Source organism: Pseudomonas mohnii (genome assembly GCF_900105115.1).
GTDB lineage: Bacteria > Pseudomonadota > Gammaproteobacteria > Pseudomonadales > Pseudomonadaceae > Aquipseudomonas > Aquipseudomonas mohnii.
This window is the reverse complement of sequence record NZ_FNRV01000001.1, coordinates 5,829,660-5,844,596: the sequence shown is the minus strand read 5'-3', so window position 1 is coordinate 5,844,596 and position 14,937 is coordinate 5,829,660. Positions and strand designations below refer to the sequence as shown.

The following is a 14,937-nucleotide window of genomic DNA, read 5'->3' as shown; positions in this document are numbered from 1 at the left end:
GCTCGCGAATGAGGGTTGACCTCAAGACGCTAGCACAGCCGGTGAGCCCTGCCAGTCGAATTGCGTTACCTATGCCTGGGGTACATCGCTCTGTAGGAGCCGGCCTGCCAGCGATGGTCGTTAACGATGATGCGTGTGGCCTGGTTAAACGCGGCGTGTTTGAGTCCATCGCGAGCAGGCTCGCTCCTACAGGTATTGTTACCTATGCCTGGGTACATCCCTCTGTAGGCGCCAGCCTGCTGGCGAGGGTCGTCAACGATGACGCGTGTGGCCTGGTTAAACTCGGTGTATTTGAGTCCATCGCGAGCAGGCTCGCTCCCACAGGTATTGCGTTACATCGCTCTGTAGGAGCCAGCCTGCTGGCGAGGGTCGTTAACGATGACGCGTGTGGCCTGGTTAAACGCGGCGTATTTGAGTCCATCGCGAGCAGGCTCGCTCCTACAGGTATTGCGTTACATCCCTCTGTAGGAGCCAGCCTGCTGGCGAGGGTCGTCAACGATGACGCGTGTGGCCTGGTTAAACGCGGTGTATTTGAGTCCATCGCGAGCAGGCTCGCTCCTACAGGTATGGCGTTACATCCCTCTGTAGGAGCCAGCCTGCTGGCGAGGGTCGTTAACGATGACGCGTGTGGCCTGGTTAAACGCGGCGTATTGGAGTCCATCGCGAGCAGGCTCGCTCCTACAGGTATTGCGTTACCTGTGCCTGGCTTCTGCAGGATTGCGTGAACGGCATTAAAAAGCCCGCTCAAGGCGGGCTTCGAAGGTTAAGTAGGTGGCCAGCGCTGGTCTCTGGCTTACAAGGTTTATCAGGCCTCCCACAGAACAGTCATGTAACCATGATGCAACTAAACACTGTCCTGCTTCACACGGCATAAGGGCTGGATCTCAGCGCGGAGATCTTTCTAACCGTGTACCCTTCGGAGCGCGCCCCACGCCTCCTCGCTATCCGCTTGCGCATCAGTCTGCGTTTTCACCTACAACTTCAGATTAGCAAAGCACTCAGGGAATGGGTGGCCGTTTTTAGACCGATTTCATCCTGGGAAACACCTGGCTGGAGGGAAAAATGCTATCGCCCTCACCGCTCCAGCGATCAGCCTCGACAGGGTCATTCATCGGATAGCGTGTCCGGCCCGGCAAAGTGCTGTAAATATGCATGAACTGCTGCATTATCACAGCGCTCAGCCAGACAGGCCTTCGTGAACGTCAATGTTTATAAGCGTTTCGATTGGCATGCAATGTGCCGTATCCAAACACTCAAACGCCAATATCGAGCTGATCCATCAATGGATATCCTGAATTTGCTGGCCAAGAAAGCCCAGCCCCTCGCAAGCACCGTCAGCGCCGACGGGCAACTGCTCAACCTGTCCGCCAGCCTGAGCGATCAATTGGGCTATGCGCTGGAGGAACTGCTGGCGCAACCGATCGAACGCATTTTCAGCGTCGAGTCGGTGCGTGCCTTGCAGTCGCTGTTCGCCAACCCGCCTGCCGACGAACTCATCCCGAGCCTGGAGCTCACCTTGATTCGCCACAATGGCGGCCTGCTGCATGTGATCGCCAGTGGCCTGCTGGAATGGCGGACCGTGCAACCTGCGCGCCTGCACCTGGTGAAAATCCCCCTCGGATCGCTGGGCCACCGGCTGCGGGAAATGCACAACGCCAACGAAGTAATGAGCCAGATGCTGCAGAGCGCAAAGGTGGCGTACTGGTGCATCGAATTCGCCGAAGCGGTGAACATCAACAATACCCCGGACGAAATTGTCCGCCAGGTCTTTGAAAACGACTCCCACTGGCGCTTGTGCAACCGCGCCATGGCCGATGTCTACGAGATGCCGTCGGATGTCGATTTCAATCAGCAGCCCGTCCGCCTGTACTGGCCGCGCAGCCCGGCCAACGAAGCATTCGTGCGGCGTTTGATCGAGGCCGGGTTCAGCGTCGACTGCGCCCTCTCGGTGGACCGTCGCCACGATGGCTCGCCGGCCTACGTCGAAAACGATGTGCGGGCAACCATCATCAACGGGCAACTGCTGCGGATGTGGGGCAGCATTCGCGACGTCAGCCAGGAATTGCGCATGCAGCACGACGCCGAGCAGCGCATCGAAGCGTTGCGCCGGGTGTTCGATGCCGTGCCCGACGCCGTGTTGGTGATCGATGAACACCTGCAGCCGCAATGGCGCAATGCGGCGTTCGAAGACACGTTCGGCATCACTCATGGCGCCGGGATCGCACAGTTGCTGCTGGACATGGCCTTGCCCGAACGCACCTGGCACAGCCTGCCGCTACCTGATTTGCATGGGCGCGACCGGAATTTCAATGTGCACTGCTCGCGCATCCTGGTCCGTGAGGGCGTGGCGTGGCGGGTGGCGGTGTTTCGCGAATGCCAGGGGCGTCGCGTCCAGGATTTGCACCCATGAACGACTCGAACCTGCCGCCCTCGTTGCAGATGGGCATGCGATCTTCGGTCAATGCCAGCAGTGAAGTGCTGGGTGCCTTGCTGGAAACCCCGGCACTGCACGCCTTGCTCGACAGCTTCAGCGAAGCACTGATCGTCACTGACGGCGAAGGTCGGGTGCGCTTTCTCAACCTCGCCGCCGAGCGGGTCAACCGGTTGTCGAAACAGCAAGCCATCGGGTTGTCCGAGCGCGATTTCTTCCAGCGCTCGGCCCTGAATTACGACGACTTGCTGGCCGCGCTCAATCGCGGAGGCAACAGCGCCCTGACCCGTTCCCGGGAAGGTCGGGTGCTGCTCAGCAGCACCCATGCCATCCCCACCGGGGCCTACGAAAAACCGTTCCGGATGCTGACCCAGAAAGACTTCGACGGCAGCCAGCCGCAACGGCGGGCATCACTCGGCAATCGACCGGCGGAACCGCAAGGCCTGCGCGACCCGCAGGACAACGCCCTGCACCTCTCGCCTCAACTGTCGAGCATCGCCGACACCGGCGTGCGCGCGTTCCGCCGGCGCGCACGACTGTTGCTCCTGGGCGAGCCCGGCGTCGGCAAGACAGCCATTGCCCGACACATTCACCGTGCGGCCGGCTGGGGTGATCGACCGTTCATTCATGTCAACTGCGGGAGCATTCCCGAGAGCCTGTTCGAGTCGGAGATGTTCGGCTACGAGCGTGGCGCTTTTACCGGTGCGCTGCAGGGCGGCAAGCAAGGCTACATCGAGGCGGCCTCCGGGGGGACGCTGTTCCTCGATGAGATCGGCGAGATCCCCTTGCATGTACAGGCCAAGTTGCTGAAGTTTCTCGAAGACAGCACCATTCAATCGGTCGGCTCGCCCCTGAGCAAAACCGTGCAAGTGCAAGTGATCGCGGCCACCAACAAGGATCTGCGCCACCTGGTGAGCACCGGTGAATTTCGTGCCGATCTTTACTATCGCCTGGCCGTGCTGCCGGTGGAAATCCCGCCACTGCGCCAGCATCGCGATGACCTGCCGTTTCTCATCGACATCCTGCTCAGCCGCATCAACGGTGATCGAGAGCCTTCCCTGAGCCTGTCGGCCGGTTGCCGCAAGCGGCTGATGAGCTATGACTTCCCGGGCAATATTCGTGAACTGGTCAACATCTTCGAACGCCTGGCGGTTCTCGCCGACGACGAGGCGCAAGAGCATCATTTGCCCGCGGAGCTGCTGCAAGCGCAACGACTGAAACCCTCCGTCGTTCAGGGCGCCACCGATCAGAGCGCCGAGCAGAACCTCAAACTTCAGGTCCAGCAGTTCGAACGCCAGGTCATCCTCGAGGCGGTGGAACTGTGCGGCAGCAAACGCAAGGCGGCGCAGCATCTGGGCATCGACATCGGTACGTTGATTCGCAAATTGCAGCGTGACTGATGTCTTGATTCCCTCAACACACAACCCTGTGGGGGCACGCTCGCGCCTACAGGGGTGATGTGGCTTCCCGCCTGAATGCTGCAAAAATGCCTACACCCATCGTTGTTTTTACCCCCAAGCCATCCTCAATAAACAATAAAACCCTTTAATTTCAATAACTTGAATATCTGGCACGCCCTGTGCTCCTGCTATCGCAACCCACCGTCGTTGGGCTTTGCATCACAGCCGGCTTTCATCAGCCGAGCCGATAGTCAGGAGAAAAAACAAGAATGCTGATCACCGGGATCAAAAGCCGACCGGTCTATGACCAGTTGCAACCGCTGCCGGGCGGTACGCGGCACATCATTGCGGGGCAAGGCAGTGGCGGGCGCGCCATGTTGCGCCTGCTCGACGAAATGGCCGGCCTGGACCGGCCCATCACCTTGCTGTATTCCCGCGAGTCCTTTTCCGGGCAGGACTTTGTCGCCCAACTGCAGGAGCATCCAGGCCATCAATTGAAGCTGTACGCCAGCAACCAGGCGTTGATCGATGACCTGAACGACCTGCTCTTCGATGCGCGAATGGGCACCCGTCTGTACCTCGCCGGGTCCGAAAGTTTTCTGGGCAGCGCCATGCAAGTGGCCACCCGTTACGACCTCAACCGCGATGAAGTGCTGCGCGAACATTCCGGCACGCTGGTGCGCCGGGTCTGGTGCGTGCACTGCGACACCTATACCGAAAACGTCACCCAACGTGTCTACGACTGCCCCGGTTGCGGCCTGACGCTGGTGGTGCGCGATCACTATTCCCGCCGGCTGGCAGCGTTTCAAGCGGTCAAGGCCGATGCCGAAGTACCGGGCGAACTGCCGCCCGCCGAGGAGCTCGACACATGAGCCAGAACACTGGGACTTTGAATCTGCGCGTGGCCCGAATCGAATCGGTGACCCCGGAAATCAAGCGCTTCACCCTGGTCTCACCGACCGGCGAGCACTTGCCGGCGTTCTCCGGTGGCAGCCATGTGGTGGTGCTGATCGCCAACGACCGCAACACCTTGCGCAACCCTTACTCGCTGCTGAGTTCGCCCTACGACACCAGCAGCTACCAGATTGCCGTACGTCGCGTGGAAAGCGGTCGCGGCGGCTCGGTGGCCCTGCACGACAGCGTCAATGAAGGCGATCTGATCGAAGTCACGCCGCCGGTCAATCTGTTTCCGCTGATCAAACAGGCACGCTTGCATCTGTTCATCGCTGGCGGCGTCGGCATCACCCCGGTGATTTCCCAACTGGAGGAGTTGCGCCTGAGCAAGGTGCCGTTCGAGCTGCACTACGCGGTGCGCGGCGAAGAACATGCGCAGATTGGCAAAGAGCTGCAGGCGACCTACGGCGACAAGGTTCACCTGTATCGCAAGGGCATCGAAGCGCGCATGGACATCGGCCGGGTCCTGGCCGATCGCCCGCTCGGCAGTCACGTGTACGCCTGCGGCCCGGACAGCATGATCGATGCCACCCTGGCCTGCGCCCGCGAATTGGGCTGGACCGACAGCCACGTGCACTTCGAACGTTTCCTGGAGCAAAGCAGCGGCGGCGAAGCCTTCAGTTTCACCCTGGGCCGCAGTGGCGCGACCATCGAGGTCTCGCCCGACCAGACCATGCTCGAAGCCGTGGAAGCCGCCGGTTACAGCATGCCTTACCTGTGCCGTGGCGGCGCCTGTGGCCACTGCGAAACCGAGGTGCTGGAGCTCGACGGCGAGCTGCTGCACACCGATGACTGGCTGTCCGACGAGGACAAAACCAGCGGCAAGAAAATCATGCCCTGCGTGTCCCGCGCCAAATGCAATCGCCTGGTCATCGACCTCTGATCGACGGAGAAAAAAAACAATGAACATCCCATTCAATCCCGACGAAACCTACCGCGACGACTACACCTTCGCCAACAGCCCGGAATGCATCGCCCGCGCGCCCTTCCCGTTTCCCGATGACAATTACATGTACTCGATGAACCTCGAGCCCCATGTCTCGGTGGGAGACGGTGCCTTCCGCGCCGCGTTCGATATCGATGAGCATTACATCAGCGAATGCCGCGACCGGGCGATCACCCTGGAGAAAGACCCGGGCATGCACTATGTCTCGGCGCCGCACATGATGGAGGCGCAATGGGATTTGCTCGAACTGATCATGGAATCCTACGCCCGGGACTACCCGCAGTACTTCAGCCTGGAGCGTGAAGGCCGCCAGTGGCACTGGACCAACCGGTTGCTGGACATTGACGACCGCTTCACTTTCGGTGACCCGGCCACCCTGCCCTACGAGCCGATGGAGTACGTGACCCGCCAGGCCCAGGGCGACTGGGTGTTGCAAGAGGAGCGCGACGGCACACTGTACTGGGGAGCGGGCATCGCCACCCAGCGCGCCGATTATTCGCTGCGATTCAACCTCGGCATGAGCTGGGAAGAATTCCACGGCCCGGTGCCGCTGGTGAAAGAAATCGGCATGCTCGACCGTGCGCTGAAGTTCCTGCTGCGCCTGCGCACCGGGCATCCGGTGCGGCGTCTGAACTGGTCGCTGACGGTCAACCCGCGCCTCGAGGTCTCGGCCGAAAGCCTGCCGGAATGGGCACCGGACCGGACCATCGTGACCGCGGAAAATGCCGGCAAACTGGTTTACCTGCGCATTGAGTTGCAACCGCTGCATCGCCTGCCGCGCAGCAACGCCATCGTCTTCCCGATCCGCACCTACCTGCTCAGCCTCGAAGACATCGCCACCAACCCGGCCTGGGCCCGGCGCATGCACCGGGTGCTGCGCGACCTGGATCAGCAACTGGTCGACTACAAGGGCTTCAGCCGTTATCGCGATGCGGCGGTGCAGTGGTTGTCGCAATACGACGACGGGCGCGACAGCGAAGTGACAAAGCAGGCTTAAGAAAAATAACGCCTTTATCCCTTGCAGGAGCGAGCTCCTGCAAGGGAGCCGTGGCGAAACAAAGGTCAGAACCCAATCACTGCCATTGATAATGAGGAAATAACATGAGTGGCTCACCTAACGCGCGTGCAAGCGTCAGCGACGACCAGGATGCGGAACAGCTCCGCGCCCTCGGCTACAGTTCGGATTTCAATCGCAGCATGAGCCTGTGGGAGAACTTCTCCCTGGGCTTTACTTACCTGTCGCCGGTCGTCGGCGTCTATACCCTGTTCGGTTTGTGCCTGGCCGCCGGCGGCCCGCCAATGTTCTGGTCTTACTTGTTGATCGGCGCCGGGCAGATGCTGGTGTGCCTGATCTTCGGTGAAGTGGTATCGCAATTCCCGATTTCCGGCGGCGTGTACCCTTGGGCCCGCCGGCTGGTGGGCAAGCGCTGGGCGTGGATGGTCGGCTGGGTGTATGCCTGGGCCTTGTGCGCGACCATCGCCGGGGTCGCGGTGGGTGCCGGGCCTTATCTGGCGATCATGCTCGGCTTCAAGCCCGGTCCCGAGTCCAACATCCTCATCGCCCTGGCGATCATCCTGCTCTCCACGGCGCTGAATCTGGTGGGCACCAAACTGTTGGCGCGGGTGGCGATGTTCGGCTTTCTGTGCGAGTTGGTCGGCGCGATTCTGGTCGGCGGCTACCTGCTGATCTTCGAACGTCACCAGCCGCTCAGCGTGCTGTTCAACACCTTCAACCTCGAGGTGAATGGCTCGTACCTGCCGGCGTTCCTGGCGGCGTCGTTGGCCGGCCTGTTCCAGTACTACGGTTTCGAGGCCTGCGGCGATGTCGCCGAAGAAACGCCGAACCCGGGCAAGCGCATTCCCAAAGCCATGCGCATGACCATCTACATCGGTGGTGCAGCGGCGATGTTTGCCTGCCTGGCGCTGATCCTCTCGGTGCCGGACATGGCCAAGGTCCTGGCCGGTGAAGACACCGACCCGGTCGCCACCATCCTGGCCAATGCCTTCGGCCCGGTCGGTTCCCGCCTGGTCATGGCCGTGGTCATGGTGTCGTTCATTTCCTGCGTGCTGAGCCTGCAAGCGGCGGCCAGTCGGCTGTTGTTCGCCTACGCCCGCGACGAAATGATCGTCGGCAGTTCGCTGTTCAAGCGCCTGTCGGCCAACCATGTGCCTTCGTTCGCCCTGCTGGTCAGCGGCCTGGTGCCGGCAGCGATTGTCTGCCTGGGCATGTTCATGGCCGATGCCGTGGCCACCATCGTCGGCTTCGCCGCGATTGGTATCTACGTGGCCTTCCAGTTGATCGTGGTCGCCGCGTTGATCGCCAGGGCCAAGGGCTGGCGTCCGAACGGTCAATTCACCCTCGGCGCCTGGGGCTTGTGGGTGAACCTGGCTGCGCTGGTCTACGGCGTGTGCGCCATCGTCAACATGGTCTGGCCGCGCTCGCCCGATGCCGCGTGGTACATCAACTACTCGATGATCCTGACCACGCTGGTGGTGATGGGCGCCGGGCTGGTCTACATGCTGCTGGGCAAACCTTATGACAAGGGCACGGCGCCGGCGGGTGACGCGTGGAAGTTCTCCAAACCCAAGGCCAAAGCGACGGGAGTGGCCGGCGCAACGCTGCAACAGCCTTGAGCCCACCGACCCTCTACGACCTGTAACCGACCTGCAGGAGCTGGCTTGCCAGCTCCTACGGGTTTTGTGCCCTGCGCAATGGTGCGGCACCCACCTCTACAACGTCCTCTGACTGTTGCCGATGCCCTTGGCAATATCGATGCCCCAATCCATCGCCGCTTCCATGTCCAGCATGTGCGGCTTGGGATCAGGGTTCTCTTCAATGACCGTGCCGTCCGGCCGGTAAACACCGATGAACATCCCCAGCGAGCCGTCCCTGAGGATTTCGGCCTTGACCTCGATGCTGCATCCATTCGACAGCGTTTCCTTGTGAATCAGATGGCGCTCAGTCATTGCGGCATTCCTCTCCGTACTGGATGTGGACCCTATCCGCCATGCTAGCTCAGCCACGCCAAATAGCGCTGATCCACAGGACCGGAGGCTCCCCCCTGACAGCGGCGTAATGCCTCCTATACTGAAAGCCACCTCCCCTCAGGGGTCTGCACTTCCAACAATAAAAAGCAGAGGTGGAACATGGTCTGGCAGCAAGTCTACGATCCGTTCAATAACCCGGTGCTTTCGACCCTCATGGCGGCCGTGCCGGTGGTGGTGATGCTGGCCTCCCTGGCGTTTTTTCACGTCAAGGCGCACCTGGCGGCGCTGCTCGCCCTCACCTCCGCCTTGCTGATCGCGATCTTCGCCTTTGGCATGCCCGCCAACATGGCCGGGTCGGCCGCGTTGTACGGTGCCGCCAATGGTTTGCTGCCGATTGGCTGGATCGTGCTGAACATCATCTTCCTGCACCGGCTGACCACCGAAAACGGCTCGTTCAAAGTGCTGCAGGATTCCCTGGCGAGAATCACCGACGACCGCCGCCTGCAACTGTTGCTGATCGCCTTCTGCTTCGGCGCGTTCTTCGAGGGGGCGGCCGGTTTCGGTACGCCCGTGGCGGTGACCGGGGCGATTCTGATCGGCCTGGGCTTCTCACCGCTGGCGGCCTCCGGTCTGGCGCTGATCGCCAACACCGCGCCGGTGGCTTTCGGCGCCCTGGGCACGCCGATCATCACCCTGGCCAAAGTCACCGGGCTGGATGAAATGGAGCTGTCGATGATGGTCGGCCGGCAACTGCCGTTCTTCTCGGTGATCGTGCCGTTCTGGCTGATCTGGGCCTTCGCCGGTTGGCGCAAGATGCTGGAAATCTGGCCGGCGATCTTGGTGGCCGGGGTCACCTTTGCCGTGCCGCAGTTCCTGGTGTCCAACTATCACGGGCCCATGCTGGTGGATGTGATCGCCGCGCTGATTTCCATGGCCTGCCTGACCGGTTTCCTCAAGGTCTGGAAACCGGCCACGGTGCATACCTCAGCCGCCCTTTCCGGACGGGTCGACAACTCGAAAATCGATACCGAACACGAGACCAAACCCGAGCCGACCGCGACCTTTGCCAGCGATGCCAAGCCTGCGGTGATGCGCGCATGGATGCCGTGGATCATCCTGACCCTCTTCGTTTTCGCCTGGGGCACCCAGGGCTTCAAGAATATGTTCGACACGCGCCCGGCGATCGATCCGGCCACCCATTCGGCCAAGCTCGACCCCCAGGGCAAACCGTTGTCTGAAGCCAATCCGCTGTTCGCGCCGGTCCTGACCTTTACCACCATCCACCAGCAGATCGAGAAGGTGCCGCCGGTGGTACCGGCACCGAAAACCGAGGACGCGGTGTACAAGTTCACCTGGTTCACCGCCACCGGCAGCGGCATCCTGCTCGCGGCGATTCTCGGCGGATTGCTGATGGGTTACTCCATCCCGCAGTTGATCAGCCAGTACCTGCGAACGTTGTGGGTGGTGCGCTATTCGCTGATCACCATCACGGCCATGCTCGCCCTCGGCTTTCTCACGCGCTATTCGGGCCTGGACGCGACCATGGGGCTGGCGTTCGCGGCGACGGGGATTTTCTACCCGATGTTCGGCACCCTGCTCGGCTGGCTCGGCGTCGCCCTGACCGGCTCGGACACCGCCTCCAACGTGCTGTTCGGCGGCTTGCAACGGGTCACGTCCGAGCAACTGGGGCTCAGCCCGGTATTGATGGCCGCCGCCAACAGCTCCGGCGGGGTCATGGGCAAGATGGTCGATGCCCAGTCGATCGTGGTCGCCTCCACCGCCACCCGCTGGTACGGCCATGAAGGGGAAATCCTGCGTTACGTGTTCTTCCACTCGATCGTCCTGGCGATCCTGGTCGGCGGGCTGGTGACATTGCAGGCTTATGTGGCGCCGTTCAGCCATATGGTGGTGGGCGGCCATTGATCGCCCAAGGCCCTGGCCAGCCTCGAAATGCCCGGGCAATCGTCCGGGCTTTTCACGAAGGGAGTATCGTAAAGCGACTATGAACATTCTCTACGATGAACGCGTCGATGGCGTGCTGCCGGACGTGGACAAGGCCGGGTTGTTGCAGGCGTTGCACACGCAGTGGCCGGGCCTGGAAGTGCTGCATCAGCAGGAAGAACTCAAGCCGTACGAGTGCGACGGGCTCTCGGCCTACCGTACGACGCCGATGCTGGTGGTGTTGCCCCGTGACATTGCGCAGGTCCAGGGCGTGCTGCGCCTGTGTCATGAGCGTCAGGTGCCGGTAGTCGCCCGCGGTGCCGGCACCGGTTTGTCCGGTGGGGCGCTGCCGCTGGAAAAAGGTGTGCTGCTGGTGATGGCGCGCTTCAATCAGATCCTGCACATCGACCCCGCCGCGCGCACCGCGCGGGTCCAGCCCGGCGTGCGCAACCTGGCCATTTCCCAGGCCGCCGCCCCCTACGGCCTGTACTACGCGCCGGACCCTTCCTCGCAAATCGCCTGTTCCATTGGCGGTAACGTTGCCGAAAACGCAGGCGGCGTGCATTGCCTGAAGTACGGCCTGACCGTGCACAACGTGCTGAAGGTCGACATCCTTACCGTCGACGGCGAATACCTGAGCCTGGGCTCGAACGCCCTGGACTCGCCCGGCCTTGATCTGCTGGCCTTGTTCACCGGCTCCGAAGGCATGCTCGGGGTGATCACCGAAGTCACGGTCAAACTGCTGCCCAAACCACAAACCGCGAAAGTGCTGCTGGCGGCCTTCGATTCCGTTGAGAAAGCCGGCCACGCCGTCGGCGACATCATTGCCGCCGGCATCATTCCCGGTGGCCTGGAAATGATGGACAACCTGGCCATCCGCGCCGCCGAGGATTTTATCCACGCCGGCTACCCGGTCGACGCCCAGGCCATCCTGCTGTGCGAACTCGACGGCGTTGAGGCCGATGTCCATGACGACTGCCTGCGCGTACGCCAAGTGCTGGAACAAGCCGGTGCCACCGAAGTCCGCCAGGCCAGGGACGAAGCCGAACGCGTGCGTTTCTGGGCCGGGCGCAAGAACGCCTTCCCGGCGGTCGGCCGTCTGTCGCCGGATTACTACTGCATGGACGGCACGATTCCGCGCCGCGCGTTGCCCGGCGTGTTGCACGCCATCGCCGCGCTGTCGGCGGAATACGGCCTGCGGGTGGCCAACGTGTTTCATGCAGGCGACGGCAACATGCATCCGCTGATCCTGTTCGACGCCAATCAACCGGGCGAACTCGACCGCGCCGAGGCACTGGGTGGCAGGATTCTGGAACTGTGCGTGAAGGTCGGCGGCAGCATCACCGGGGAACACGGTGTCGGCCGCGAAAAAATCAATCAGATGTGCGCGCAATTCAACAGTGATGAACTGACCCTGTTTCACGCAATCAAGGCGGCGTTCGACCCCAGCGGCCTGCTCAACCCCGGCAAGAATATTCCGACCCTGCACCGCTGCGCCGAGTTCGGCGCCATGCACGTGCATGGCGGGCAACTGCCCTTCCCTGACCTGGAGCGTTTCTGATGCACGGCACTGGCGATTGCGACGACAGCAGCCTGCTGCTGGAGCAGGTCAATCAGGCGCTGCAAAACGCTACGCCCCTGCGCATCCAGGGCTCCAACAGCAAGGGGTTCCTGGGACGGGTGACCGCGGGTGAAATACTCGACACCCGCTCGCATCGGGGCATCGTCAGTTACGACCCGACCGAACTGGTGATCACGGCTCGTTGCGGCACGCCGTTGGCGGAGCTGTCGCAAGCACTGGACGCCGCGCAACAGATGCTGGCGTGCGAACCGCCCGCCTTGGGCGATGGCGCCACCGTGGGCGGCATGATTGCCTGTGGCCTGTCGGGGCCGCGTCGGCCCTGGTCGGGATCGGTCAGGGATTTCGTGCTCGGCACCCGGGTGATCACCGGCCACGGCAAGCATTTGCGCTTTGGCGGCGAAGTCATGAAAAACGTCGCCGGTTACGACCTGTCGCGCCTGATGACCGGTAGCTACGGCACCCTGGGGGTGATCACCGAAGTCTCGCTCAAGGTCCTGCCAAAACCCCGGCAAGCCTTGAGCATCAGCCTGGAAATGGACAGCGAACGCGCCCTGTTGCGCCTGGCTGAATGGGGCCAGCAACCCTTGCCGATCAGTGCCGCGTGCCATGACGGCCGGTGCCTGCACTTGCGACTCGAGGGCGGTGAAGGTTCGGTGGCGGCGGCCCACGACCGCTTGGGCGGGGAGTTGCTGGACGCCTCTTACTGGGCCGACCTCAATGAGCAGCGCTTGAGTTTCTTCGACGAAGACCAGCCCCTGTGGCGCCTGTCGCTGCCAAACAACACGCCAAAACTGTCGTTGCCCGGCCGTCAGTTGATCGACTGGGGCGGCGCCCAGCGCTGGCTCAAGTCCGACGCCGAAGCGGCGTTCATTCGCCAGGTCGTCGATGAGGTCGACGGCCACGTCACCTGCTACAGCCACGGGCTCACCGACAGCCCGTTCCAGCCGCTGCCCTCTGCACTGATGCGCCTGCATCAGAGCCTGAAGCAGCAACTCGATCCCCGGGGCGTCTTCAACCCCGGTCGCCTGTATGCGGAGCTTTGAGCCATGCAGACCACATTGAGCGACAGCGCCCGCCAACTGCCCCGTGCCGAGGAAGCCGACAGTATCCTGCGCACCTGCGTGCACTGCGGCTTCTGCAATGCCACCTGCCCGACCTATCAACTGCTTGGCGATGAACTGGATGGTCCACGGGGGCGCATCTACCTGATCAAACAGGTGCTGGAGGGCAACGAGGTCACGCAAAAGACCCAACAACACCTGGACCGTTGCCTGTCATGCCGCAACTGCGAAACCACCTGCCCGTCCGGCGTCGACTACCACAACCTGCTGGACATCGGCCGCGCGGTGGTCGACGCGGCGGTGCCGCGCCCGGTCGGCCAGCGCTTGCTGCGCGAAGGTTTGCGCACGCTGGTGCCGCATCCGGAGCTGTTCAAGGGACTGGTCAGCAGCGGCCAGGTGTTTCGCGCGCTGCTGCCCGGCACACTGCAAAGCAAGCTGCCGCGCAGCGCGCCGCCAGGCAAAGCGCGCCCCACCACCCGCCATGCCCGGCAGGTGCTGATGCTCGAAGGCTGCGTACAGCCGGGTCTTGCGCCCAACACCAACGCGGCCGCCGCGCGGGTCCTGGATCGATTGGGGATCAGCATCACGCCGAGCCGCGAGGCCGGGTGCTGCGGTGCCGTGGACTATCACCTGGACGCTCAGGCCGCGGGTCTGGATCGCGCCCGCCACAACATCGACGCCTGGTGGCCGAGCATCGAAAAAGGCGCCGAGGCCATCGTGCAAACCGCCAGCGGCTGCGGCGCCTTCATCAAGGACTATGGCCATCTGCTGCGCAGCGACCCGGCCTATGCCGAGAAGGCCAGAACCGTCAGCGCGCTGGCCAAGGACCTGATCGAAGTGTTGCGTGACGAACCCCTTGAGCAACTCGGCATACACAGTGCCCAGCGCCTGGCGTTCCATTGCCCGTGCACGTTGCAGCACGCGCAAAAACTCGGCGGTGCGGTGGAAGCGCTGCTGACACGCCTGGGTTTCAATTTGACGACCGTGCCCGACGGCCACTTGTGCTGCGGCTCGGCGGGCACGTACTCGCTGACCCAACCGGAACTGGCGCGGCAACTGCGCGACAACAAGATGAACGCACTGGAAAGCGGCTATCCCGAGGTGATCGTCACCGCCAATATCGGCTGTCAGTCGCACCTTGATGGCGCCGGTCGAACCCCGGTCCGGCACTGGATCGAACTGGTCGAAGCCGCCCTTCCTTAACGAGCCCTGGAGAACCCCATGAAAAGCAAAGCCGTGCTGAGTCAGGCCGAAGTCGGCCAGATCCTCGCCGCCGCCCGGCAGGAGGCGCAGAACAACCAGTGGCCGGTGACCATTGCCGTGGTCGATGACGGCGGTCATCCGCTGGCCCTCGAACGCCTTGATGGCGCCTCGCCCATCAGCGCCTACATCGCCACCGAAAAGGCCCGCACCTCGGCCTTGGGCCGGCGCGAATCCAAGGGCTATGAAGACATGGTCAACGGCGGGCGCCATGCCTTTCTGTCGGCGCCCTTGCTGACGTCCCTGGAAGGCGGCGTGCCGATCATCGTCGATGGCCAGGTGATTGGCGCGGTCGGGGTGTCCGGGGTCAAGGCCGAGCAGGATGCACAAGTGGCGAAGGTCGGGGCGCAGTGCCTGAAATGAACACGCTACCT

General features: G+C 62.5%; 12 protein-coding genes. 11 read left to right on the top strand and 1 reads right to left on the bottom strand.

Features of this window, described 5'->3' with window-relative positions:
• The first annotated feature begins 1,282 nt into the window (after positions 1-1,282).
• The 6 genes from BLV61_RS27340 to BLV61_RS27315 all read left to right on the top strand — a co-directional run bounded on the left by BLV61_RS27340 (position 1,283) and on the right by BLV61_RS27315 (position 8,365).
• Positions 1,283-2,410: a PAS domain-containing protein gene (locus BLV61_RS27340; RefSeq protein ID WP_047527975.1), complete on the top strand. Its 1,128-nt coding sequence runs from the start codon at positions 1,283-1,285 to the stop codon at positions 2,408-2,410.
• Positions 2,407-3,831: a sigma-54 interaction domain-containing protein gene (locus BLV61_RS27335; protein ID WP_047527974.1), complete on the top strand. Its 1,425-nt coding sequence runs from the start codon at positions 2,407-2,409 to the stop codon at positions 3,829-3,831. The genes BLV61_RS27340 and BLV61_RS27335 overlap by 4 nt, the downstream gene beginning before the upstream one ends.
• Before the next feature lie 269 nt (positions 3,832-4,100).
• Positions 4,101-4,703 carry a dimethylamine monooxygenase subunit DmmA family protein gene (locus tag BLV61_RS27330; RefSeq protein ID WP_047527973.1) on the top strand — a complete coding sequence of 201 codons (603 nt, stop codon included), beginning with the start codon at positions 4,101-4,103 and terminating at the stop codon, positions 4,701-4,703.
• Positions 4,700-5,668, top strand: a complete 969-nt coding sequence (locus BLV61_RS27325; RefSeq protein ID WP_090468657.1) for a PDR/VanB family oxidoreductase — start codon at positions 4,700-4,702, stop codon at positions 5,666-5,668. Before BLV61_RS27330 ends, BLV61_RS27325 begins: the two co-directional genes overlap by 4 nt.
• Before the next feature lie 19 nt (positions 5,669-5,687).
• Positions 5,688-6,728 (top strand): heme-dependent oxidative N-demethylase family protein, encoded by a 1,041-nt coding sequence (locus tag BLV61_RS27320; protein WP_047527969.1) that lies wholly within the window; start codon positions 5,688-5,690, stop codon positions 6,726-6,728.
• Positions 6,729-6,832: 104 nt separating this feature from the next.
• Entirely contained in the window at positions 6,833-8,365 is a 1,533-nt protein-coding gene (locus BLV61_RS27315; RefSeq protein ID WP_047527967.1) for an APC family permease, read from the top strand.
• 96 nt (positions 8,366-8,461) lie between these two features.
• Here BLV61_RS27315 and BLV61_RS27310 read toward each other — a convergent pair whose 3' ends face one another.
• A complete protein-coding gene (locus BLV61_RS27310; RefSeq protein WP_047527965.1) occupies positions 8,462-8,698 on the bottom strand; it encodes a hypothetical protein in 237 nt (78 codons plus the stop codon).
• A gap of 180 nt (positions 8,699-8,878) precedes the next feature.
• On the opposite strand from BLV61_RS27310, the gene BLV61_RS27305 reads away from it, so the two are divergent.
• The 5 genes from BLV61_RS27305 to BLV61_RS27285 all read left to right on the top strand — a co-directional run bounded on the left by BLV61_RS27305 (position 8,879) and on the right by BLV61_RS27285 (position 14,926).
• Entirely contained in the window at positions 8,879-10,642 is a 1,764-nt protein-coding gene (locus BLV61_RS27305; protein ID WP_090468655.1) for an L-lactate permease, read from the top strand.
• Between the two features lie 79 nt (positions 10,643-10,721).
• Positions 10,722-12,221 carry a glycolate oxidase subunit GlcD gene (gene glcD / locus BLV61_RS27300; RefSeq protein ID WP_090468653.1) on the top strand — a complete coding sequence of 500 codons (1,500 nt, stop codon included), beginning with the start codon at positions 10,722-10,724 and terminating at the stop codon, positions 12,219-12,221.
• Positions 12,221-13,285: a glycolate oxidase subunit GlcE gene (gene glcE / locus BLV61_RS27295; RefSeq protein WP_047527960.1), complete on the top strand. Its 1,065-nt coding sequence runs from the start codon at positions 12,221-12,223 to the stop codon at positions 13,283-13,285. Before glcD ends, glcE begins: the two co-directional genes overlap by 1 nt.
• A gap of 3 nt (positions 13,286-13,288) precedes the next feature.
• The gene (glcF, locus tag BLV61_RS27290) at positions 13,289-14,506 is read left to right on the top strand and encodes a glycolate oxidase subunit GlcF (RefSeq protein WP_090468651.1); all 1,218 of its coding nucleotides are present in this window, start codon (positions 13,289-13,291) and stop codon (positions 14,504-14,506) included.
• Positions 14,507-14,524: 18 nt separating this feature from the next.
• A complete protein-coding gene (locus BLV61_RS27285) occupies positions 14,525-14,926 on the top strand; it encodes a heme-binding protein (protein ID WP_090468649.1) in 402 nt (133 codons plus the stop codon).
• Positions 14,927-14,937 lie beyond the last annotated feature (11 nt).